Origin of the sequence: Novosphingobium sp. PY1 (assembly GCF_017312445.1) — a bacterium.
GTDB lineage: Bacteria > Pseudomonadota > Alphaproteobacteria > Sphingomonadales > Sphingomonadaceae > Novosphingobium.
Map to the genome: position 1 here is coordinate 134804 of NZ_BLTI01000001.1, position 21922 is coordinate 156725.

Below are 21922 nucleotides of genomic sequence, written 5' to 3' on the forward strand. Positions count from 1 at the left end.
GCTGGAAAATGGCCGCCTCAACACTTCGCAAGCCAATGCACCATAGGGACTCGGGTACTACGTCCAAGGTCGCGTCGGGAACCGTGCGAGAGAGCAGGGATACGTCTCCCTGGCTTGTCGCGGTTGCCCCGGCCGATGCCGATACGCAATCCGAAGCGCGCAAGCCTGCGCTTGGCCTTGCCATTGCCCTGACATTTTCGGCCTGCTTCTGGGTGGCCCTCGCAATCGCGTTCCTGTGAAGGCGCGGCGGGCAAGGTTGCCCACGCGATGCGTGAGAAAGCCGGATCGGGCGTAGGGTTACCCGATCCGGCCTCGCGTTGCCCGCCTGTCGGGCGCGCCCCTCAGACGACCAAAGTCGCCCCGGAAAAGTCGCTACCGGTGAGGTGTTCGTCGTAGAACGTGACGGAGGTACTGCCGTAAGTGAGGATCGTGTTGCTGCCGGCATAGGACAGGCTGTAGGTGCCGCCGTCGGTTAGTTCGACATTGTCATATCCCACTTCGAAATCGAAAACCTTGTCGGTTCCGTCGGCACTGTCGAATACGAAAGTGTCGAGTCCCATTTCGTTGTCGTTTCCATCGCCGGCATTGTCGCCGTAGAGCACGTCGTTGCCATCTCCGCCGATGATGATGTCGTTTCCGTCGCCGCCGTAGATGCGGTCATTCTGGGCGCCGCCATCGAGGGTGTCGTCACCGACGCCGCCGAAGAGCTTGTCGTTTGAGGAATCGCCTTCAATGTAGTCATTGCCTTCGTCGCCGTAGAGGCGATCTGCATTGGCTCCGCCATGGATTTCGTCGTCGCTCGCTCCTGCCTTCACGACATCGCGGGCGCCGCCAGCGGAAATGACATCCGAATCCGCGGTGCCGGCGATATTGTCGCCACCTTCTGTGCCAAGAACTTCTGCCATGGGAACATTCCTTTCCAATCGATCCGTCAGTTGATCTGCCTCGACTCCGAGGTGCCGGCGTCCCTTTTTGTCTTTTCGGCGAGCCGGGTCTGATCGCGACGACCCGGCACGAAACAAGGCGCGTTATTGAACGCGCCCAACCCTCTTAAATTCACGACATTTTGTCTGATTAGATGGCTCGGTATCGGAGCGGCCTCTTCCCATGGCCGCGCATCGAAGGCGGTTTCTGGGCCTTTTCCGGTGTGGATTTCCAAGCAAGCACTAGGGAACGCTGCGCACGAGCCTATCATCCGATCCAGATCATTATCTTGCCGCAGCGTGCACTGCGCGTACGCAGAATGTCCCCGCCATGGCAGGGACGAAACCTAACCGGTCGAACGCGAAAGCAAAAATCGGACGGTCGCCGCTTCCCATGGGCTCTATATTCGGGAAAAGCACCGACCGTCCGACTCCCCCCAGGGGCTATGCCCAGATCAGGCCCATGTCGGCGGCGCTCAGGCCGAGCTGGTCGAGGCCTTCCCCCTTGATCCGGGCAATCTCCGTCACGTTGCCGTCGAGGTGCATTTCGAAGTACGTACTCGTGCCGGATGTGACGAATTCGAAGGTCGCATCGCTGCTGGCGGCAAGGCCGGTCACCATGATCCGATCGCCCTCGGCGGCATTGAAGTCGTAGATCACGTCGAGTCCGTCGAGATCGGCCATGTTGAATACGAAGGTGTCCGAGCCTGCATCGCCGTAGAGGCGATCGCTGCCACTGCCGCCTTCGATCCAGTCGCCGCCGTCGCCGCCCCTGAGCAAGTCGTCGCCGTCGCCGCCCATCAACTTGTCGATGCCGATCTCGCCATAGAGCTTGTCCATGCCGTTGCCGCCTTGTAGCAGGTCGTTGCCGGCGCCGCCCATCAATTTGTCGTCGCCTTCGCCGCCCTGCAGCGCGTCGTCACCGCCCCGACCGAGCAGGACGTCGTCGCCGGCCAGTCCTTCGATCATATCCGCCACTTTGCTTCCGACGATCTTTTCGCCGAGTTCGGTTCCGGCCATGTGCTTGTCATAGCTGCGCGTGGCTTCGTCTAAGGACGATTCCGACCCGGTCGCCGGACTGTTGCCAGTGTCGGTGCCGGAATCGGTTCCGCTGTCCGTCGCATGCTCGTCCGTCCCGTCGGCTGTGGGAACGTCCGCGGATACAGATCCGCTGTCCAGTCTGCCAAGGATCTGGGCTAGGGTGTACTGGCCATCGGCAAGGCTGAAAGTCTCGACATTGCAGACCCTCGACACTTCTCCGGATCGCACTGAAATCGCCAGTTCGCCGTCCTGAGTAGCGTGACCGGTGAGCGCCGTGATGCTGCAATCGAGGACCAACGTGTCATTGCCCTGTCCGCCGTCGATATGGTCATTGCCGAAACTGAAGTAGATGACGTCATCGCCGCGTCCAGCGTCCAGCACGTTTGCCTGCTTGTTGCCGATCAGCACGTCGTTGCCATCGCCGCCAAAGGCGTTCTCTATCGCATTGGCGTCGAGGGTGAGCGATACGCCGGCAATCACGCTGTGGGTCGCCGCGCTGAGGTCGATCACGGAATTTCCTGTCGCCGCCGCGGCGTTCAGGGTGTCGTTCCCCCCGTCGGTATCGTGCAGGATCTTGCGCGCGGCGAGGTCCGCGCCTGAATAGATCGAGCCGAATTCGTCGGTGTAGATATAGACATCGTCGGCCAGATTATGGGCATCGCCCGAGACCGTCAGGGTCACGCCCTGCAAGTCGCCGATGAGCGGGTTGCCGCTCTTGTCCGTGGCATCGGGATTGCGATTGTAGATGTCCACGGTCCAGGTCCCGGCCGACTGCTCTCCCATCGAGGCGACGGAATCGAGCGTGAAATTGCGCAGGTTGCCGATCCTGTCGTCGTAAGGCATGTCATAGACTAGGCGCACTTGGGTGCCGTCCGGCGACGTCAGGTAGACGTCGAGATCACCGGTATTGAGCCAGCGCAGGTCCATCGCCAGTTGCACGTGTTCAACGTCGATCTTCTCGCTGACCTCGATGCCGACCGAGATATGGTCGCGCGATCCAGCGACGAGGTTCTGTGACAGTTCGACTGTCTCGGAAATCTTGGCGAGGGTGGCGAACGTCTTCTGGCTCGACCAGGTTTCGGCAAGGCGCACCGCGTCATGTACGTTGAGGAAGCCGTAGCCGAACGCATCACTGAAGTGCAGGCCGCCACCGTTGAAGTCGGTAGCCCCATTGGTCCGCCAGCCATCGCCCCAATTGGCGGAATCGGCGAGGCCTTCGCGGTGTGCCGAGCGAGCGAGGATCTGCTGGACGTCGCGATAGCCAAGTTCGGGATTGGCCTCCAGCATCAGCCCGATGGCGGCCGATACTGCCGGTGCGGCGAAGGAGGTGCCGTTGACCGTATCGAACCGATCCTTGAGGTCGGTGGTATAGATGTCCCGTCCGGCCGCTGAGATCAGGACATTGGCGCCCAGGCTGGTGAAGGATGACGGCGACCCGTTCGGATCGACCGCGCCAACCGCGACCGTATAGGGCGAGTTCTGGAAATTGTGGTAGTTCGACGTGCCGGAGGTGCCGGCATTGCCCGCGGCGAAAACCACTGATGTGCCAAGCCCCGCGCGGCCCTGGGACGCGAGTTCCACCAGCGCATCCTGATACTGTGAGTTCTTGGCGAAGTTGTCGGCCAGGTTTGCGACGAAGCTCCAGCTGTTGTTGACGACATCAAGGCCAGTGGAGGCCTTTAGCGCGGAGACGATCTGGTCGGTGGCCGCGTCGGAACTGTAGTCGATGCCAAGGCCGATAAGGCTTGCGCCCGAGGCGATGCCGACGATTCCGAAGTCATTGTTGGCTTCGGCGGATATGATCCCAGCCACCGATGTGCCGTGAAAGAGAGGAAGGTCGTTCGGATCGATGACAGGGGCATCGGTGTTGAGCGCGAAGTTGTAATCGTGCGTGGTGTCGTAGGCCTTCTTCAGCTCGGCATTCGTGTAATCGATCTGGGAATCGATGACGCCGATCTTTACGCCGGTGCCGACGTATTCTTTCCAGACCGAATAGACATCGATGCTGAGCGAAGAGAGCGAAGACCCGGCAAGATACCATTGCTTGTTCTCGCGGGTGTCATTGTAATACTGCCCGGCAGGCGCAAGGCTGCTGGCTGCCTCAACGGCATTGAAAATTTCCGACATGAGCGACCCTTTGTTACTTCTTCGTTCGCAGGTTCGTGCTTATGGCGAGCACCTTTGTTTCCGCGACTGTGCAATTCGGATATCGGTCGCCTCTTAAATGGAGTGTGTATTCTTGTGGTAAATCATTTTCGGTCCATTTCGCTGCCAATGGTCAGTAGATGGTAAGTATTCGACCACGCGATGTTTCTAAGTATTCTTACGCTTTTTTGAATTTTTTGGCGTGCGTTGCGTGAGGTAGGTCACGTCAGAACGCATTCGCTCGAAGGTCGACCGTCTGCACTGCAGGGCACAGGATCGCCATATTCCTCGGGATGTTTCCATAGTGGTGCGGAAAGGAGGAATCTGCAAAGTTGGTAGAAATCGATGGCGAAATGTCAGTTTCGGGCAGGTTCGATGGCGTGCCGAGCCTCCGCGGTCGCGATGAGCGAGGGCGAATCGGGGCAATACAGGAAGGCGCTTCTGAAGGCTCGATCAGTTTGTCAGGGCGTCGACCGCATCCGGACATTTCTTGGGGTCAAACAGGCGGATACGATAAGTGATCGGACCAGCCTTTGCTCCGGATGGAACGGCGAGGGTAATAGAAAGCCTGTCGCCCCGTTTTGCCTTTATCTCTTGTTCGATGGTGAGCCGAGACTTGCTGGACTTTTGCAGGAGCAGGCGGTCATTGCTGTCCACCGAAACGCGTAATTCCGGGCCGCTAGCCTGAGTGGGCGCAAAGCTGGCGCGGATCATGAGGCGATCGGATTGCCGGACAAGATAGCGATGGACGATTTCCGTCGCACCAGGATTTGGGCGCTCGGCACTCGTGTCCCGCCGCGTTCGTCCCGCAAAGACCACTGTGTCGGCAGCAAGGCGCAAGCCGGGGAGGTCCGTCAGCCCAAGGTAGGGTGTCCAGGGTACGCCGCGGCGCTGTTGCCCGGGCATGGTTTCCAGTGCAAACTTATTGCGACCAATCTTGATGAAGCGCTCGAAAGCGTCCGGCTCCTGCGAATTCGTGGGGATGACCGGATCAGGATAGGCGAACTGGTAAAAGCTGTCTGCGATCAGCGGGTTACAGCCGACGCGGACGTTGGCACCCAGCACGAGAGGCTTGCTACCGACGAGCATGATCGCGCGATCCGCCGCCATTTGCAGTCCATCGACTGACAGGGGCGAGCCGGTTGCATCGAAAGCGCGAACAATGCTGCCATCGGCGAAAACCGGGCGGGGCGCACCCCATAGCGCCCAGGTCCTGGGTCCGAAGGCATGGATGAAGGTGAAGGGATCCGGGCTGATGTTGATGGCTGCATGGCGCGCCAACCGGCTTTGCACCAAGCGGAAGGCGAGGCCGGCCCCGGTCAGGCTCTGGTTGCGGCCGAGCAGCGGAACGTGCCCATCGCCCCGCTCATTGAGTGGATACCAGTCCATCTCCTGCACGCCGGCCGCCGAGAGGGTCGCATAGGCCCTGAGCAGATCGTCGGCGGCGCGGGTCGGGTCGCGACTGGCGAATTCCGTGACATATAGCGGCACCTGTGCCGCACGTGCACTTCTGCGCAGCACCGCAATCTGTCTTTGGAGTTGGTCGATCGCCGTTGTGTAAGGGTGAACGGCAAGCCCCTCTATAACAGGTGGGACATCTTCCTCCAGCAGGGGGCGGAGATAGCCCGCCGGCAGGGAATGGGTGGCGCCGCCCAGCACTTTTACTTGAGGGCGCACGGCCTTGGCATACCGCGCGGCGCTGCGAACCATTGCGAGGTGATAGCGACGGCGCTGCTCAAGCCCGGCCTTGGCAACAGGACCGTTTACGAAATTGCCGCCATTGAACTCGTTGCCGATCTCGAGCCGGTCTATGGCAGGAAAGCGGGCAACCAAGGCGGCGGCAAAACGGCCGAAGGCTTCAAGCGCTTCGGCAGAATGTGGCGTCTTGCCGTCATCGTAGAGCGGATTGCCCCAGTTGAGAGTCAAGGTCAGATGCGCTCCGGCCTGCCCGATCTGCGCCATATAGGCCGTGCGCGGTTTGTCGAAATCGTAGCGGCCCGGTTTGCGCTCAACCTCGCCCCAGCGAATGCCGTCTCGGAAGCGGCGCACCGGCAATTGCACGGCGGCCTGAAACGTTCCGGGACTCCATCCTTGCGAGAAGTTCGATGCAGCCCCCAATTCCATCGGACGACGACTGGTGTTGTGGGCGGTGGCCGTCGTCGGCGCAATGGCCTCCGTGCTTTCGTCCGCTGCCTGCACGGAGGCGCAGGCCAGTGCGAGACACGGGATGGCCGCTAGCCATTTGAGTCGCATCCTCGATCCAGTCGGGCGATTGAGCAGGGTGCAGCTCATGCTATCCGATCGCGCGATAGATCTCGGCCAGCAGATCGGACACGCCTTGCCGCGTCTGCCCGGCTACCCGCGCGCGTTCACCGGGCGCGATGCCCTGATCCATGGCCTTGATGAGTTGTTCACCGGCATCTTTACTGGAGGTCCGTACCGGTGGGCAGAGCCAATCGGCGCGGTTCACCGAGCGCACGAAGGACTCCAGCTTAGGGTCCCAGCTCAGGGCCAGGAATGGCACGCCGCAGGAATAGGCGGCAATGATCGCATGCATGCGGAACGCCGCAATGCCGGCGCAGCCGGCGATCAGCCTGGTGAGTTCGGCGGGTGTGTCAATCACCGGAAAGCTTACGCGGCCCAGCTTGTCCAGGCGCATGAGCGGGGCATGCAGGCGGCAGGTATATTCGCGGTCTTCCGGACTGCCGTTGGAGAACACCGCCAGCCTGTATCCGCGATCGAGCAGGCTGCGTGCCAGTTCGACATACCATTCAGTCAGTTCTGCTTCGCCGGGGGCATGGCTGGCGTGGTAGCGGACCGCCAGCGGGCTTGTCAGGTTGAGGCCGATCAGCGGCTCACTCCGGGCGAATGGCCTTGTGCGGATGGCGTAGCGCGAGCTGGCGAGCAGCCCGGGGTCGCGCACAGTATCGGCTGCAAGAGTCGTATCGTGGCCGATCAGTTCGTTCCATATCCGGCGGGATCGTTCGTCGCGCACCCATACCTTTCGGATATTTCCCCGTCGCACGGCGGCTTTCATGAGGGTCAGGCCCTGGCGGCTCCATCCGGAGGATACGCCGCAGCCGTATATGAACACGGGCAAGTTCCGCCATGCTGCTGCCGCAAGGGCAAGTGACAGTTTGGTGGGAAAGTTCAGGTCGAGATCGGCGATCAGGTTGCCGCCGCCGATAACGGCACACTGGGCTCCTTCGAGCGATCGCAGGTAGTGCGGCATCCAGGATCGCCGGCCCTGAATCGCCAGGGGCGCGCGAACGGCCAACTTGCGCACCGGGTCGGGGAAGGTGCCCAAGACGCGCATTTTCAGCGCTCTACCCTCTGCGCCTTCGCCGTAGGCGGTACGCGCCGCCAAGTCGATCGACCAGGTATCAGCGCTGGCCCCGGCATCGATTAGCGCCTGCTCGAGGCATTCGGAAAGCAGGCCGTCGCCCAGGTTGGGGCTGAACTTCACGTTGAATAGCCGAATGCGCGGGCCGACCCGCGGCAAGGCTTCGATATTGTCAAGCGGCTGTGTCAGGCCCTGCGTCATCAGGCGGCCAGTTCACGAGAAGGCTTGGCGAGGCCGGCGACTTCGAGCTCCTCGATGACGCGCCGAATGACTCCGCTGGATGTCGGCAGGTATTCGAAGCGCCCTTGCCGCCCTGCCGTGACGATGCCCTTGGATGAGATCTTCGCGAGAAGCGATTGCACTCTCGCCCTCGTGCCCGGTGTATGCAGCGGATAGCAATTTGCTACCCGCTCATGGCCTTCCAGCGACAGCCCGTGGGCGACACCGAGAACGGTGGCATGGCGACAGAAATCGTCGAAAGCCGAAAGCGGGTCATGTTGACCGCCCGGCGGGATGGTTGTCTCGACTGCGAGGTATTCCCGCCGGATCACGCTCTTGGCGTAGATCCGGGAATATATCGTTGCGCGCTTCCAGCGACCGTCACGGTGGAAGTTGAAAAGGACATTTCCTGCTTCCGGATCAATCCAGCGAGCCGAGACGAACAGGGTTGTCATGTCCAGCGAAACGAGGCCGGATGCCGTGCCGAAAAGGGCTTGGTGCAGTGTATCGATCGGTATGGTGCTGACGACGACGTCGGCGAAGTGGCATGCCTTGTCGGTCCGCAGCATGTGGACCTTGCCGTCGGAGCGTATCGCCTGCAGGTCCTGGCCCAGCTCGAAACGAACGCCCTTGGCCGCTAATGCGGCTGCGATCCGATCGAACACGATATCGAACCCGCGCTGCGGGCGCACGCGCAAGGGGCGTCTCCTCGGTTCCTGACTGCGGGAAGATCTGAGGAGCGAGGCCAGGCCGGTGCGCAGTAGGACATTAAGGCGTGTCGACTTTTCGATCTGGCCCATACGGCAAAAGAAGAACTCTTCGTCGATCTGGTTGGGTGGGCGATGATGATAGCGCGCCATGTAGGCACGGAGGCCAGTCGCGTCGAAGAAGCGGCTGCCCAGTCGTTGACGGGAAATGGCATCGAGCGTTCCGTCTCGTTTTACGCGAATACGGGAAAGCGCAAGGTCGAGCGCGGCGGGCCACAGCCGCAGGCCATGTTCCGAGATGATCTCCCGAATGTCGAGAGGGTAATGCAGGAGATTGCCGGAGGGGCTTATGCGGCGTTGAATGCGCCGTACTTCGGGGCACAGTTCCTTGATGTCCGGTGCCAGTGCGAAGATCTTGGCGTTGTCTTCATAGAAGATGCAGCCGACATCGAAGGTATATTCGCCGATCTGGCGCGAACGGTGAATGCCGCCGCACGCACTGCGTCGATCGATCACCGTGACGCGAAATCCCGCATCGGCAAGTCGATCGGCTGCAGCGAGTCCGGCAATGCCGGCGCCGAGCACCACCACGGTTTCGGCGGCGTGCGAGGGCCTGGGATCAAGCATGTGCAGATCGCCTGCAACGAGGGTGCCCGCATCGCTGTCGATGCGCTGGACAGGGCTTCATCTCAATAGGACCCGCGTGCAAGCATGACGGTCGGCACCGTCTTGCAGATCAGCCAGGTATCGAGCAGCAGGCCCTTGCGGGAGACATAGGCGACATCGAGACTGACACGCTGCTGGTAGGAGGTGTCGCTGCGTCCGCTTGTTTGCCACAGCCCGGTCAGGCCTGGGCGCACAAGGCAATAGTGTTCGAAGTGGCGTCCGTAACGTTCAACCTCGGCTTCGACGATCGGGCGAGGACCGACAATGCTCATCTCACCGCGCAGGACATTGATGAGCTGGGGGAATTCGTCCAGGCTCAGCTTTCGGACGAGCACACCGATCCGGGTTACGCGGGGGTCATCCTTCAGTTTTCGGGTCGCGTTCCATTCCTGTCGGGCTTCCGGATTGTGCCGCAAGTGGACCGAGAGGATGGCATCGCCATCGACCTTCATCGTCCGGAACTTGATGCAATCGAAGTAGCGGCCGCTGAAGCCGATGCGCCGATGCTTGTAGAAGAGGGGCCCCGGATCGCTTGCCAGCAGTACCGCCGAAAGCAGGGCGAGGAAGGGCAGGACAAGAAGCAGCAGTGCCACGGCGACGACGATATCGAATGATCGCCAGAGGAATGCTGCGAGAACTGGCGAAGGGCTCGGTGCTGAAGGGTGATCGTCGGCAGTATCTGGCAGGAAATAGTTGTCATTTCGAGTGACGGTTATTTCCATGATTGGTTTGTTCACCGGATACCCCCGTGTTGCCGCAGTTTGTACTGTCGATAATCGTCTTCATCGGAGTATCATCGGCCAGATTGGGCTCACAATCGAAGTTGCCTCCATACTGCACCAGATTGAACTCTAGTGGGGATTCTGCAACGATTGCCTGGAGGCGTTAGGGCTTTAAGAATATGATATTTATAGTATAACTTAGGCTATTGGGGATGGCTCGCATTCGGCGGTAAATGTTCATCAGCCAGACACCTTGACTGTTTATCCGTATAATTACCGGGTAATTTCCATAAATATTCCGAAATTGAAGCGATTGGCCGCGATGTATTTAAATAACAGCGCCTTCAAGGCGTTCTTCGAACAGGTCTGCAAGCAGTAGGTAGGCTTCATTCGCTCGTTTCCGCAGGGGGGCGGGCAGGTCGGCCATGACCGACTTCCCTTTCGGACGAAGGAGCGCCGGTTCGATCCGGTTGTACAGTCCGCTCATGAGGGGATCGCCGCCGCCACGTTCCCGCGATGCGGCGGTGCTTATGTATTCGTTCTTGAGTGGGGGGGTGAAGCGCAGGCGCCCAGAAATCCGTGCCAGTGTCTCATCCGGGTCGCGCAGGAGCCGTTCGTGTAGAATGCCGATCCGGCGGTGGGGAGGAAAGCGGGTCCAGAGCCTTGCCAGCGCCTCGGCACGTTCTGCGTAATAGCCGGCGGCCTTGAGCGGCGTATCGTAAGCTTGGCGTCCGAGCCGGACGAAGAGATCGGCAATGGAGGCAATCGACTCATCCGGGTGGCGCGCCATGAAAATGGCGCGCGCTTCGAAGAATTCGGGCTGGGCGTCCGCGTCGTGCCGGTTGTGCAGGACCTTGTCGAACAGCAACCGTGCTTCTGGGCGCCAGCCTTTGCGCCGCATCTGGTTGATCGCCAATCGTCCAAGGGCGCCGGGGCCGTCGTGGCGCACATGGGCTTCGCCATAGCCGCTGATGTCGTCGCGCGAACACAGGATGTTGGCCAGGGCGGTGGAGCCGCAACGCATGTGCGCGAGGACAAAGACGCAATTGCGATAGCTGTAGAGATCGCTCGTGCGGCTCAAGAGCCAGCCGGCAGAGCGCTTGCCCGTTTCGCGAAGGGCCTGGATCATCGGGCGGACGCCTCCTTGATAGTCTGGGAAGGGCTAGTCCCTAACGGTTCGGCCGGCAGGACGCCGCCGGAATTGGGTCCATCGTGGAGCTAGTCGCGCTTGGGATTGCGGGGCCGCGGCCGCTACATGCCAGTGGTCACCCAGACGTGACGCGTGACAGGCGGCCTAGCCCGGTGGGCCTGTTTCTCCCGAATTGAGGCCAGTCGATCGCATGCAGGATCTGCTGCGTCCGCCCGGCCCGGTGCACGAGGATCAGTTGAAGCGAAGGATGGCTGCAGAATTGGAAACCACGGTGGGCCGGGTCAGGGATCTGCACGCGTCCGGAAGGCGCGGCGGCATCGCGCTCTTTGCATTTGTGGCGCGGTCGCTGCAGCAGGTGTCGACTCTCGTCATGACCTTTCTGGCTGCCCGTTTTTTGCTGCCGGCCGAATACGGGGTCTATGCCCTGGGGATCGTGTTCGTCGTCCTGATCCAGACGCTGACCTACACCGGCTTCTATCAGTTCATTCTCAATGCAAGGCAGGAAGAGGGCGTTGTGCTGTCGACTTGCTTCTGGCTGATCTTTGGGCTCGTCACCGCAGCGTCCGTGGTCCTGGCTGCGGCGGCCTATCCGATCGAGTGGCTTTTCGGTGCAAGGCACCTGGGCAACGTGATTGTCCTGCTCGCCCTGATCCAGCCCCTTGCCAGCATCGGGGCATGGTCTTCAGCGGCCTTGCTGCGCAGACGGGCCGTGATGCTGAATTTCACGATCATGTTCCTGCAGAACCTCATCGCTCTCCTGGCTGGTGGGTTCCTGATCTGGTTCTGGCATTCGCTCTACGCGCTCGTTGCCTTGCGCTATATACGGGTGATATCAGGGGCCGTGCTGTTCGCCGTGCTCGGGCGCGACAGGCCCGGCCTGCGCTTCTCTCGTGCACTGGCCATTGACGCGACCGGGTTTTCGGGCGGTCTCTATCTTTCGCGCCTGCTGGGGTTCCTGTCGCGCTATGCGGGGGATATCCTGCTCGGCCTGTTCTACTCGTCGGGCGCCGTTGGCCTTTACCGGTTCGGCAACCGCGTCGCCACCGGAGCGACCGATATCGCGATGCAGCCGATGAGCAACTTCGCGGCCACGCAGTTCGGAGCGGCGGCCCGCGATGACCGGGAACTCGGCGCCGTCCTCGCGCGCTTTACCGGAACGATCGCCTTGCTCGGCGGAATGGTCGGGGCGGTAGTGATCGTGCTTGCGGCAGACGCCATAGCCGCGTTCTTCCAGCCTTCGTACAGGGGGGCCCTCGCCGTTACCGCCGCGATGGCTTTGCGGGGAATGGCCGGAGTAGGGCAGTCCCTCGTCGAGCCGGTCTTCGCTGCGCTGGGCAGGACGAGTTGGGTGCTGCTGTTCAACCTTATTGCCGGCACGCTGTCGGTTGCCGCCATCGCGGTGACGGCGCCCTTCGGACTTGGTGCGCTGGCTTGGGGGCAGGTTCTCGCAGTTCTTGCGATGACGGGGCTGGCGTTCTTCTTCATGCGCCGTCGTGGCGGGGTCGATATCGGCGCTGCCGGTCGGCGTTTTCTCGGCGCCGGCGCGCTGGCGCTTGCCTATGGCCTCGCACTTGCTGCCGTCCGGTATCAGGTCCTGCCGCTGGCGGGATTCTCGGCCGCACAAACGCTCTTTGCCGGCCTCCTGGTTGCGGCAGTAATGGGCGCGCTGTTCCTCGCTCTGTCGGCCCGTCTGCGCATCTTCAGTCTCCATGCCTTTTCGGGCTGACAGCGACTTATCCGGGAGATCAAGCCATGCTTCACTGTCCTGCCGAGAACCTGGTGTTTCTTCATGTGCCCAAGAATGCCGGAAAGAGCGTGCGTCATGCGCTTTCACGCCATGCGGCTCTCTCGTGGTCGTTTCTGGCGAGCGATCTTGGTGTCAACGAAGCGCGAGCCGAACGGGCGATGGACGAGGAAGTCGAAGTACACGGGCTCGGTATCGTCAAGCCGGCGCATCTGCCGCTGCCGATCATAGCGGGGCACTTTCCGCAGACATGGGCAACGATACGGTCCGCCCGCAGTTTCATTCTCACGCGACCTCCGCGCGATCGGTTCTTTTCGGCGCTGATGCAGCGACTTGGAGAATTCGCGGATATGCGATCGATCCGAGCCGACGACTTTCGAGTTCGTCAAGAAGCGGAGCATGTTTGCGCATGGCTTGATGGGCGCGATGACTTTGCCGATGTCGAGTACATCCACTTCTCACGGCAAGTGGACTATGCTGATCATGGCGGTGAGCGGATCGTTTCTGCGCTTTTCCCGCTCGAACATATCGGCAGCGCTGCGCATTGGTTGGCAATCGAGACCGGCCTGCACCTGGAATTCGCCCACGATCACGTCCGACGCGAGCCGCGCAAATGGGCAGGTGCACTTCAACCGGCCGCGCGAATGGTGGGGAGACGGGTCCTGCCCTTGGCACTAAAGAAGGCGATATATCCGCTCTGGAGGAACAGCGGCATTTTTGCCGACGCGGCAGGCCGGTATGACTCGATCGATCTCGGCCCGGATGTGGAGAGGTTCATATCGGACTATTATGCCGCAGATGTCCGTCTGCATGCCGAAGCTGTGGCCTTTGCCGAACGGCTGGAAATCAGGTCCGTGGCCTGAATCATGGTGGCCATTACGATCAACGGCAAATTCCTCGGTGCACCGCTCAACGGGGTGCATCGCACGGCGGCACTCTATGCGCGTGAATTGATCCGGCGGGCCGGGGAGGCACACCGGGTGCAGGTCCTCGCACCGCAGGGCGCGGAGGTGCCTGCCAGCTTCCGGGATCTCGCTCCCAGCGTGGCGAAGGGAGTGTTCGGCACCGGGCAGGGATGGGAAATGCTCACTTTGCCGGCCCGAGCACGTGGGCATTTGCTGGTGAACTTCTGCAATCTCGCTCCCCTTGCCCATGGCAATTCGGTGGTCATGATTCACGATGCGCAGACTTTCCTCTACCCTGACGATTACAGCGGGCGGCAGGCGCGGGCCTATCGCGTGCTTCTGCCCCGCATCGCGCGGCGTGCGCGCAAGATCCTTACCGTGTCGCACTTCGCGCGGGAATCGTTGATCGCGCACGGCATCGGTGCGGCAACGAAGATCGAGGTCGTTCACAACGGGACCAACCATATCCTCGCGGAGGCGGAAGATGCATCCGTCCTGCGCCGCCATGGGCTGCTGCCCGGCGGCTACTTGCTGACGATCGGATCGACCAAGGTCTACAAGAACCTGCGCTGTGTGTTCGATGCCATGGCCTCGCCCTTGCCGGGGGGGCAGAGGCTGGTCGTCGCCGGTGGCCCTGACGAGGTGGATTACCGGCGTGCTGGCTGGAGGCCGCCCGAAGGGACGATTTTCACCGGTTTCGTCTCCGACAGCGAACTGCGCGCGCTTTACGGCTCGGCAGGCGCTTTCGTCTTCCCTTCCTTGACCGAAGGGTTCGGGCTGCCGCCGGTCGAAGCCATGCACTGCAATACCCCGGTGGTGGCGGCTCGTGCTGGCGCAATGCCGGAAGTCTGCGGCGACGCGGCCCTGCTGGTCGAAGCGGACGATCCTCAGGCCTATCGGGAGGCGATCCTGACCTTGCTGGAGGATACCGAATTGGCGGAGCGCCAGCGCTCGCGCGGCCGCCATCGAGCTGCGGCGCTATCGTGGGATGCCGCCGGCTCGCGTTTGGCCGAGTTGGTCACCGCGCTGGTTCCGGCAGGGCCAGGACGCACGTGATGGCGGCATCTGGTCGGGCCAGCGGGATTCGGCCGAAATGTCTGATCGCCGCGTCGATGAGCGTATCGGTCTCGACAAATTCCTGCGCCATCTCTTGTCGCGCTGTGCCGCATTGCTACACACCTGCGCAATTAGGTCGATCATGACTTTTGAGCACGGGATGTTGATACTTGCCCATGCCCCGGTCAATCAGTCTCACGTCACCTCCAGTCCCAGCAGGGCGGCTGCATTGAGGCCGAGGATTTTGGCCCGGTCAGCAGCGTCGAGCCTTGCATGGAAATCTACAGGATCGGGCTCTGACATATCGAAGGGGTAATCGGTGCCAAGGCACAGCTTGTCCGCGCCATGGGTGCGCACAAGGTTGTCCAGTTCGTCCCGGTCGAAAACCAGTGTGTCGAGCCAGAGTTTGCGCAGATAGCTGGAGGGCGGGTGCTGACAATGTTCGCTGCAATCGCCGCGTGCGCGCCATCCATGATCCATGCGGCCCCAATAACCCGGGATATAGCCCCCTCCGTGGGCCACGCAGATGCGCAGGCCCGGATAACGGTCCAGAACGCCGCCGAAGATCATGTGGCCGATTGCCAGCGTGGATTCGAGGGGATTGCCGATCAGGTTATTGAAGTAATACTCGCTCATCCGCTGCGCGTGCGTGAAGCCGAGTGGATGGATGAAGATGAGAACACCCAGTTCTTCGGCGGCGGCCCAGAAGGGGCGCAGCGCTTCGGCATGAAAGTCCATGCCGTTCACGTTGGTGCTGATCTCGATCCCACGCAGATCCAGATCCTTGACGCAGCGCCGCATTTCCGTGACAGCCATCTCGACATTCTGCAGCGGAACCGAGCCCATTGCGACGAACCGGTCCGGATGTTGCGCGACCGCCTGTGCCATCCCGTCATTGACGGCGCGAGCCGCATCGCGGCCGGTTTCGGCGTCGGTGAAGTAGAAGTACTGCCCCGGACTGGGCGAGATGGCCTGCACGTCGATACCCAGTCGGTCCATGTCCTCGAGGCGGGTGTCCAGCGTGTTGAGAGTGCGCCCGATGCTGGCGAACTGGGCGCGGTTGACTTCAGCTGTCTTGGCGCTGGTGAAATCGTTGATGCCGGGAGGCGGTCCCGGATACTTCGCCTGAACTATGGCGTCTGCGGCAGGAATGCCGAGGTGGCAATGAATGTCGACGACCAGGTGCTTGCCTCGCGCGTGCACGGGGATCGGCTTGCGCTCGCCGCAAGTGAAAAGGGTCATGTAAAACTCCGTGCTGGGTGAATGGTGCCCGCGCAAGGGCCAAATCCTATTGGTACGAAGCCCTCGGCCATAGCGCGGCCGCGCAGGGTCAACGTGTCGCCATCTTCCAGCATCGTGCGTTCGCTGCCGTCGGGTAGGCGGATCGGCGCCCCGCCGCGCAAGGTGATCTCGGCAAGGCAGGCGCGGGCTTCATCCTGCGGGCCGGAGACGGTTCCGGTAGCGATAAGGTCGCCCGTTTCCAGCGGAGTGCCATTCGAGCCTTGATGCGCAACCATCTGGGTCAGGGTCCAGAACAGGTCGCGCAGATTGCTGCGCGAAATTCGCTGCGAAGCGCCCGTATTATTGGAGAGCTCGGCGGTGAGTTCGACGCAGATTGCGCCACGCGCCTGATCGTCAGGACAGAGCAGGTGGGCAGGAACGGGCGCTTCCGTTTCAGCGCGCCCGCGAGCGGCTACGCGAAAGGGTGCGAGCGCTTCCATGGTCACGATCCAGGGGCTGATGGTGGTGGCGAATGATTTTCCCAGATGCGGGCCGAGGATGGACTCGAAGAACTGGATGCCGCGCGCAGACCAGTCATTGACGAGACAGCAGCCGAATAGCGATGCATGCGCATCGGCCATGCCCACCGGTTCTCCCAAGGCGTTGCCCGCCCGCAGCCAAGCGCCGAATTCCAGTTCGAAATCGAGCATCGGCTCCGGGCCGAATCTGACTGCGCCGCTGCCCGTTGGCAATTCGTACTGGCCGCTGGGGCGCACGACCGGTTTCCCGCTGACTGCGACTGAACTGGCGCGCCCGTTATAGGCGACCGGCAGGCTCATTGCCGCGAGCTTGGGTGGGGCGCCGCCCATGCGGACAATGTGGTCGATGGACGTGCAGAAATCAGTAAAGGCTGTGGGTTTGAGCGGCAGCAGCAATTCTGCCTCGGCCATGGGCACCAGCATGTTCTGCAGGATGTTCGGATCGCCGCCGCCGCCCCGGCGGAAAAGGTCTGAGAGGCGCGCGCGCAAGGCGCTGACCGCCGCGGGCTCGCAAGACAGCAGAGGTGCGAGTGTTTCCCCCGATGCCGCGCGTGCTGCGTTCGACGCCAGACCATCGATCAGGCCACTTTCGAGCAGAGCATCAAGGTCTATGATCGCATCGCCCAGCGCTACGCCGCCTCGCGTCCGGCCGGCTGAACGAAAGAGGCCGAACGGCAGGTTCTGGATCGGAAAATCGGTATCGTCGGAATTGGCGGATGCGAACCATGATCGACGTGCGGGATCATGCGTTTCGTTCAGATCAATGGTCATGACCGCAGCCGTCAGCATGCGCCGCCAATTCACGGCTGTAGCGTCCCATCTCGCCGAACAGGTCGCGCGCATCCTCGGGCGGCATCTCCACGCCCCATTGGCGATAGAGCGAAAAGACATTGGCGACGATCCGTTCAGGATCGGTCCAGCCGCGATATTCGCGCATATTGATGTCGCGCGCGGTTTCCTTCCAGCCCATCCCCGCCTCATAACGCTTGCGGGTCTCCTCGCGAACGTATTCGAAATAGGCCTTCAGGCTGGCGACAGCCGACTTGTCCGTGATCGGCCCATGACCGGGCACGACCACCTGCGGGTCAAGCGTGATAATATGGTCGCAGGCGGCGATCCAGTTCTCTACGGGGCCTTCCCACATGATCGGGTGGCCTTCGTTGAACAGCAGGTCGCCGGTGAAAACCACGCGATCGTCGGGAATCCACAGGATTGTATCCGAGGTCGTGTGCGCCGGGCCGAGGTCGACGAGGTCCACCTGCTTGTCGCCCACGCTCAACGTCAGCCGATGCTCGAATGTGCGCGTCGGCATGGCAACGGAGTCCAGGTCGGTCCAGTCGAACTTGCGGCCCATCGTCTCATAGAGGAAGGCGCCCGCATCACCCATCTTTTCCCAGTTGTCGGGCAGGCTGGCGAATTGCTGTGGGTTGAAATCGGCCATCTCGCTTGCGGTTTCGCGCGTGGCGATGATTTCGGCGCCTTCGACCAGTCCGTTGCCGACGAAATGATCGGGGTTGGCATGGGTGTTGACCAGTCTGTCGATATGATCTCCCCCCGGTACGCGGGCAAAATCATTCAGCATGTCGCGGGTGAGCGACCGGCTCATCAATGTATCGACCAGTAGCGTTTCGCCGCGTGATGCGATCAGGCCGGCATTGGACCAGCCCCAGGTGCCGTCGGGTTGAACATAGCCGTAAACGCCGTTGCCGATATCATGTACGCCTTGCGTGAATGGCCAATTCGCCATTGGATGCCTCCTTCATCTGCGCCGACTCTAGCGCCTTAATTCCTGTTCACAAGAATAATGTTTGCGTCTAGCGTCCGCGACATGACGACCAGGAAATCGAAGAAGCGCGGACAGGGGCGACCGATCGCCTCCGAGAACGGCGTAGGGCGCGATGCGTTGATCGCAGCTACGTGCAAGCTATTGCAGGATCTGCCTCCCGCGCAAGTCACGATCGCCGCGGTCGGGCGCGAGGCCGGCGTCGATCCCGCATTGATCCGCTATTATTTCGGCAATCGCGAATCCCTGCTTTTCGAAGTCGCGCAGCGGCTCGCCCATCCGACTGAAGACCTGAGCAGCGACGCCGATATCGACCCGGTCAACCAGTTGGAAGCGTTCATTCACGCCGCCTTCGCCTTCACCCGATCGGCTAAATACATGCAGCGGCTGATGACGGATGAACTGAGCGAGGCGAAATCGCCGGAGATCCGTCAGAAGCTGCGCGAATGGCAGAAGCGGCCGGTTTCCGTCTACGAGGCTATCAAGCAGCGCGATGATGGTGACTCCCTGGCGGACTACGATCCGCTCTTTCTCCATCTCGCGATCGTCGGCATGAGTGACTTCTTCCATTCCGGCGCATCCGTGGTGAAGATGCTGGCGCCCGAGGGGGAGGACCTCGCAGAGCTGGAGAAGCGCTACGAGGCCTTTGTCGTGCGTGTTCTGCTGGACGGGTTGCGCCGGCGCGAGTCCTGAGCCAACCGGACCTCGCACGAAGGCGACTTGTGGCCTGGCCCGCTCACGGCATCTCTTCGGCAACGCAGGGATTGCGCTGGTTGCCAAGGCCCGTGATGCTGCCTTCCATCACATCGCCCGGCTGCAGGAAGACCCCGAAGGCAGAGCCATTACCATAGGGAGAGCCGGTGCAGAGGAGGTCGCCGGGCTGAAGCACGACCCGTTCGGACAGGAAGGCGATCTGGCGTTCGATACTGATCATCATGTCGGCCGTGCTCTCGTCCTGATAGACTCTGCCGTTCACCGACAGTCGGATGCCGAGATTGTACGGGTCTGCGATAGCCTGCTTCGGCACGATCAGCGGACCGAAGGGAAGAAAGGTCGGAAAGCTCTTGCCCGATAGCCAATCCGGTCCGATCGCGGAACCGTCACGGCGAAACAGGAGTTCGCGCGCCGTGATGTCGTTGACCACGGCAAAGCCGGCGACGTAGTCCATGGCAGTCTCGGGCGTCACGTGGCGGCAACGCTTGCCGATTACCACGCCCAGTTCCAGCTCCCAGTCCGGCTTCTCGACATTGTGGGGCAGGATCACCGTGTCATTCGGACCGATCACGCTCGACGGCAGCTTGATGAAACAGAAGGGCGTGGCGGTCGCAGCCTTTGCGTCCATCACCTTCTCGGCATTGGCACGTATTTCCTCTGGAGTCATGTTCTCCTGCTCGGCCGTTCGCATCGAGGGATCGCCCATCATCAGGCCGACCACGTGCTTGCGGTAATTGGCCCCGGCGCAGAATACCTGCCGGGGAATGAAGGGCGCGAGCGCGGCGCGCTCGTCGAAGCGAACCGCATCGGCCCAGAGGCTTTCGTCCAACCCTTCGATGGCTGCGCAGGTCGCATCCCAGTCGTCGAGAAGGGCCAGAAGATCGTCTTTCAGGCCGTGCCGGGCGAGTGGCAGGGCCTTGCCGTCCCGGACCAGGACGGGCTGCGCCTTGCCGTCCAGCGCCAGAGTCGCCAGTCCAAAGTCGCTCATGTCAAACTCCCGGGATCACCTAATAGGCCTGTTGGAGCTGGGCCATGGTGGTGCCCAGCATTCTGTTGGCTTCGACCTGGTCGCCTCCGGTCATTTCGATCTCGCCAATGCGCACCGAGTTTTCCACTACGAGCCGCGCGCGCTCGATCCGCCGGGCCACGAAGGCTGCCAGCGCCGTCTCGATATCGTCGTGCCGTCCCAGTTCATCGGCGAGCACCAGCCCGTCCTCTACTGCCATGCCCGCGCCCGATGCCATGTGCGGCGTCGTTGCATGGACGGCATCGCCGATCAGCACGACGCGACCCTTGTGCCAGGGTTCGTCGAGCAGCAGCCATTCGAGTGGACGATAATTGACCAACGACTGCGGCCCCAGGCCCTCGCGTACCTCGGTGACGTAACTCCCGAACGGGGCCAGCAGGTCCTTCAGGTGATCGACGAGCATATCCTCTGAAAACCAGGGATTATTCGGTACATGCTCGAGGACAAACATGTACATGTCCGTGTCGGAGACCGGGTTGAAACCCACCTTGACCGGACCGCCGAAGAACATTTCAGCACGGTCGAACCCCGCCGGACGCGGAGCGATGGCGCGCCAGCAACCTTGCCCGGTAAAGCGCGGTGCAGGGGCCTTGGGGAAGACAGTCTGACGCGTTTGGGAGTTGATGCCGTCTGCGCCGATGACCAGATCGTATCGGCCAGCAGCGCCATCGTCGAAGCGAACGTCGACGCCCTCGCTGTCATCCTCGAGCCGATCCACGCGCACACCCAGGCGCACTGCGATGTCTTCCGCCCGCACCCGCGCGGACAGGATGTCATGCAGCACGGGCCTCATGATCCCGCCGCCCGACTGGATCGGCGCCGGGTTTTCCGGCACCGGGGTCTCGAACAGGACCGTGCCGTCCGGAGCGCGTCCGCGCATCCCGGCTCCGACGTGCCCGCGCTCGCGCACTTCATCCAGGATGCCCAGATCGTCGAAAGCCCGCAGCGACAGTCCCGTGACGCTGATGCCCGCACCGTAAACCCGCCAGTTCGGATCCGCGTCGATCAATTCGACAGTGACGCCCTGGCGAGCCAGCGCAAGTGCGGCCGTCATGCCGCCAATGCCGCCGCCGATGACCAGCGCAGTCGCAATCATGCCGGCACCTGCCACAGGCCCTTGTCCGGCGCCATTTCCGCATGGGGGCGATTGCCCGGGATGATGCGCCCGGTGCCCCACTGGTCCATTACCTCCAGGCCCGGTTTGTAGACGGTGGGCTGCCAGCTTTCCTCGTCCACCGTTTCGAGATCGGAGGTGTATTCGACAGTGTTGTCGTTGGGCGTCGAGTAGTAGCTGAAGGTGTTGTTACCGGCGGTGTGCCGGCCCGGTCCCCACTGTAGATGGACGCCCGCCTGTGTCATGCGTCCGAGCCCCTTCATCAGTGCGTCGATGGAGGCGACATCGAAGGCGATGTGGTTGAGCGCGGGCGGGCCGGGCAGGATCGCGAGGCGATGATGGGCCGGATTGCAGCGCAGGAAGACCATGAAGTCTCCCAGCCAGTCCGACAGACGGAAGCCAAGAACTTCGCGATACCAGCGTTCCAGCTCCGCATGCTGCGGTGAGTGCAGGACGACATGGCTGATCTGCAGAGGGATCGCCTCATGCTCATCGACTTTGCGTATTGCGCGCGGAGTTGTATCCGCAACGATCTCCAGCGCGCGGCCATCGGGATCGAAGAAGCGAAAGGCGTATCCGCCACCCGGACCGGCGGCCGGACCGGGTTCGGTAATGATTTTTGCGCCCGCTGCCTTCACTTGCGCGAACAATGCGTCGAGATCGGGCCTGCTGTTGGCGGTGAAGCCGATCAGGTCGGTCTTCTTTTCTTCGTCCTCCCGCAGCCGGATCACATAGGGGTGAGGGGAGGCGGCGGTGGCGAAATAGACCTTGCCATCCACCTCAGCGACTTCCTCGAGGCCCCAGGTCTTGCTGAAGAAAGTCCGCTCCGCCGCGAGATTGGGCACGGCAAGCGCGACATATTGAAGATCGTTTACTGATACTGTCATTTCGGTCCTCTCAGGA

Annotated in this window: 18 protein-coding genes; 5 read left to right on the forward strand and 13 right to left on the reverse strand. The window is 61.8% G+C overall.

Going from position 1 to position 21922, the window contains the following annotated elements:
* The first annotated feature begins 35 nt into the window (after window positions 1-35).
* On the forward strand, window positions 36-239 hold the full coding sequence (locus tag J3474_RS00670; RefSeq protein WP_207092760.1) for a hypothetical protein: 204 nt from the start codon (window positions 36-38) through the stop codon (window positions 237-239).
* A 102-nt stretch (window positions 240-341) separates the two neighbouring features.
* On the opposite strand, the gene J3474_RS00675 is transcribed toward J3474_RS00670, so the two are convergent.
* The 7 genes from J3474_RS00675 to J3474_RS00705 form a co-directional block, all read right to left on the reverse strand.
* On the reverse strand, window positions 342-905 hold the full coding sequence (locus J3474_RS00675; protein ID WP_013834221.1) for a calcium-binding protein: 564 nt from the start codon (window positions 903-905) through the stop codon (window positions 342-344).
* 462 nt (window positions 906-1367) lie between these two features.
* Entirely contained in the window at window positions 1368-4091 is a 2724-nt protein-coding gene (locus J3474_RS00680) for a S8 family serine peptidase (protein ID WP_207092761.1), read from the reverse strand.
* A gap of 471 nt (window positions 4092-4562) precedes the next feature.
* On the reverse strand, window positions 4563-6308 hold the full coding sequence (locus J3474_RS00685) for a hypothetical protein (RefSeq protein ID WP_242528114.1): 1746 nt from the start codon (window positions 6306-6308) through the stop codon (window positions 4563-4565).
* Window positions 6309-6402: 94 nt separating this feature from the next.
* A complete protein-coding gene (locus tag J3474_RS00690; RefSeq protein ID WP_013834218.1) occupies window positions 6403-7653 on the reverse strand; it encodes a polysaccharide pyruvyl transferase family protein in 1251 nt (416 codons plus the stop codon).
* A complete protein-coding gene (locus J3474_RS00695) occupies window positions 7653-9005 on the reverse strand; it encodes an FAD-dependent oxidoreductase (protein WP_207092762.1) in 1353 nt (450 codons plus the stop codon). Before J3474_RS00695 ends, J3474_RS00690 begins: the two co-directional genes overlap by 1 nt.
* A 62-nt stretch (window positions 9006-9067) precedes the next feature.
* Complete coding sequence (locus J3474_RS00700; protein WP_242528115.1) at window positions 9068-9781, reverse strand: sugar transferase; 714 nt, start codon at window positions 9779-9781, stop codon at window positions 9068-9070.
* Window positions 9782-10094: 313 nt separating this feature from the next.
* Window positions 10095-10895 carry a sulfotransferase gene (locus J3474_RS00705; RefSeq protein WP_207092763.1) on the reverse strand — a complete coding sequence of 267 codons (801 nt, stop codon included), beginning with the start codon at window positions 10893-10895 and terminating at the stop codon, window positions 10095-10097.
* Between the two features lie 268 nt (window positions 10896-11163).
* On the opposite strand from J3474_RS00705, the gene J3474_RS00710 reads away from it, so the two are divergent.
* The 3 genes from J3474_RS00710 to J3474_RS00720 all read left to right on the forward strand — a co-directional run bounded on the left by J3474_RS00710 (window position 11164) and on the right by J3474_RS00720 (window position 14621).
* A complete protein-coding gene (locus J3474_RS00710; RefSeq protein ID WP_242528116.1) occupies window positions 11164-12642 on the forward strand; it encodes an oligosaccharide flippase family protein in 1479 nt (492 codons plus the stop codon).
* Between the two features lie 65 nt (window positions 12643-12707).
* A complete protein-coding gene (locus J3474_RS00715; protein ID WP_207092765.1) occupies window positions 12708-13523 on the forward strand; it encodes a hypothetical protein in 816 nt (271 codons plus the stop codon).
* A gap of 3 nt (window positions 13524-13526) precedes the next feature.
* Window positions 13527-14621, forward strand: coding sequence for a glycosyltransferase family 1 protein (locus J3474_RS00720; RefSeq protein ID WP_207092766.1), 1095 nt, complete (start codon window positions 13527-13529; stop codon window positions 14619-14621).
* Between the two features lie 195 nt (window positions 14622-14816).
* On the opposite strand, the gene J3474_RS00725 is transcribed toward J3474_RS00720, so the two are convergent.
* From J3474_RS00725 to J3474_RS00735, 3 genes are read right to left on the reverse strand one after another with little or no spacing between them, the layout of a single operon-like run.
* Window positions 14817-15863: an amidohydrolase family protein gene (locus J3474_RS00725; RefSeq protein ID WP_013834210.1), complete on the reverse strand. Its 1047-nt coding sequence runs from the start codon at window positions 15861-15863 to the stop codon at window positions 14817-14819.
* A complete protein-coding gene (locus J3474_RS00730) occupies window positions 15860-17152 on the reverse strand; it encodes a fumarylacetoacetate hydrolase family protein (protein WP_207092767.1) in 1293 nt (430 codons plus the stop codon). Before J3474_RS00730 ends, J3474_RS00725 begins: the two co-directional genes overlap by 4 nt.
* Window positions 17142-18128 carry an MBL fold metallo-hydrolase gene (locus J3474_RS00735; protein ID WP_207092768.1) on the reverse strand — a complete coding sequence of 329 codons (987 nt, stop codon included), beginning with the start codon at window positions 18126-18128 and terminating at the stop codon, window positions 17142-17144. The genes J3474_RS00730 and J3474_RS00735 overlap by 11 nt, the downstream gene beginning before the upstream one ends.
* An 81-nt stretch (window positions 18129-18209) precedes the next feature.
* On the opposite strand from J3474_RS00735, the gene J3474_RS00740 reads away from it, so the two are divergent.
* Window positions 18210-18857, forward strand: a complete 648-nt coding sequence (locus J3474_RS00740; protein WP_013834207.1) for a TetR/AcrR family transcriptional regulator — start codon at window positions 18210-18212, stop codon at window positions 18855-18857.
* A 43-nt stretch (window positions 18858-18900) separates the two neighbouring features.
* On the opposite strand, the gene J3474_RS00745 is transcribed toward J3474_RS00740, so the two are convergent.
* The 3 genes from J3474_RS00745 to J3474_RS00755 are packed head-to-tail and all read right to left on the reverse strand — an operon-like array spanning window position 18901 to window position 21906.
* Entirely contained in the window at window positions 18901-19866 is a 966-nt protein-coding gene (locus J3474_RS00745) for a fumarylacetoacetate hydrolase family protein (RefSeq protein ID WP_207092769.1), read from the reverse strand.
* Between the two features lie 19 nt (window positions 19867-19885).
* Window positions 19886-21001 carry an FAD-dependent oxidoreductase gene (locus J3474_RS00750; RefSeq protein ID WP_207092770.1) on the reverse strand — a complete coding sequence of 372 codons (1116 nt, stop codon included), beginning with the start codon at window positions 20999-21001 and terminating at the stop codon, window positions 19886-19888.
* Window positions 20998-21906, reverse strand: coding sequence for a VOC family protein (locus J3474_RS00755; RefSeq protein WP_013834204.1), 909 nt, complete (start codon window positions 21904-21906; stop codon window positions 20998-21000). The genes J3474_RS00750 and J3474_RS00755 overlap by 4 nt, the downstream gene beginning before the upstream one ends.
* Window positions 21907-21922: the final 16 nt, after the last annotated feature.

What these genes read in the sequence shown, in the direction of transcription:
- J3474_RS00690 (WP_013834218.1), bottom strand. Translation starts at nt 7,653, where the DNA reads ATGACGCAGGGCCTGACACAGCCGCTTGACAATATCGAAGCCTTGCCG.
- J3474_RS00745 (WP_207092769.1), bottom strand. Translation starts at nt 19,866, where the DNA reads ATGAGCGACTTTGGACTGGCGACTCTGGCGCTGGACGGCAAGGCGCAG.
- J3474_RS00675 (WP_013834221.1), bottom strand. Translation starts at nt 905, where the DNA reads ATGGCAGAAGTTCTTGGCACAGAAGGTGGCGACAATATCGCCGGCACC.
- J3474_RS00670 (WP_207092760.1), top strand. Translation starts at nt 36, where the DNA reads ATGCACCATAGGGACTCGGGTACTACGTCCAAGGTCGCGTCGGGAACC.
- J3474_RS00725 (WP_013834210.1), bottom strand. Translation starts at nt 15,863, where the DNA reads ATGACCCTTTTCACTTGCGGCGAGCGCAAGCCGATCCCCGTGCACGCG.
- J3474_RS00730 (WP_207092767.1), bottom strand. Translation starts at nt 17,152, where the DNA reads ATGACCATTGATCTGAACGAAACGCATGATCCCGCACGTCGATCATGG.
- J3474_RS00740 (WP_013834207.1), top strand. Translation starts at nt 18,210, where the DNA reads ATGACGACCAGGAAATCGAAGAAGCGCGGACAGGGGCGACCGATCGCC.
- J3474_RS00755 (WP_013834204.1), bottom strand. Translation starts at nt 21,906, where the DNA reads ATGACAGTATCAGTAAACGATCTTCAATATGTCGCGCTTGCCGTGCCC.
- J3474_RS00750 (WP_207092770.1), bottom strand. Translation starts at nt 21,001, where the DNA reads ATGATTGCGACTGCGCTGGTCATCGGCGGCGGCATTGGCGGCATGACG.
- J3474_RS00680 (WP_207092761.1), bottom strand. Translation starts at nt 4,091, where the DNA reads ATGTCGGAAATTTTCAATGCCGTTGAGGCAGCCAGCAGCCTTGCGCCT.
- J3474_RS00735 (WP_207092768.1), bottom strand. Translation starts at nt 18,128, where the DNA reads ATGGCGAATTGGCCATTCACGCAAGGCGTACATGATATCGGCAACGGC.
- J3474_RS00710 (WP_242528116.1), top strand. Translation starts at nt 11,164, where the DNA reads ATGGCTGCAGAATTGGAAACCACGGTGGGCCGGGTCAGGGATCTGCAC.
- J3474_RS00695 (WP_207092762.1), bottom strand. Translation starts at nt 9,005, where the DNA reads ATGCTTGATCCCAGGCCCTCGCACGCCGCCGAAACCGTGGTGGTGCTC.
- J3474_RS00705 (WP_207092763.1), bottom strand. Translation starts at nt 10,895, where the DNA reads ATGATCCAGGCCCTTCGCGAAACGGGCAAGCGCTCTGCCGGCTGGCTC.
- J3474_RS00720 (WP_207092766.1), top strand. Translation starts at nt 13,527, where the DNA reads ATGGTGGCCATTACGATCAACGGCAAATTCCTCGGTGCACCGCTCAAC.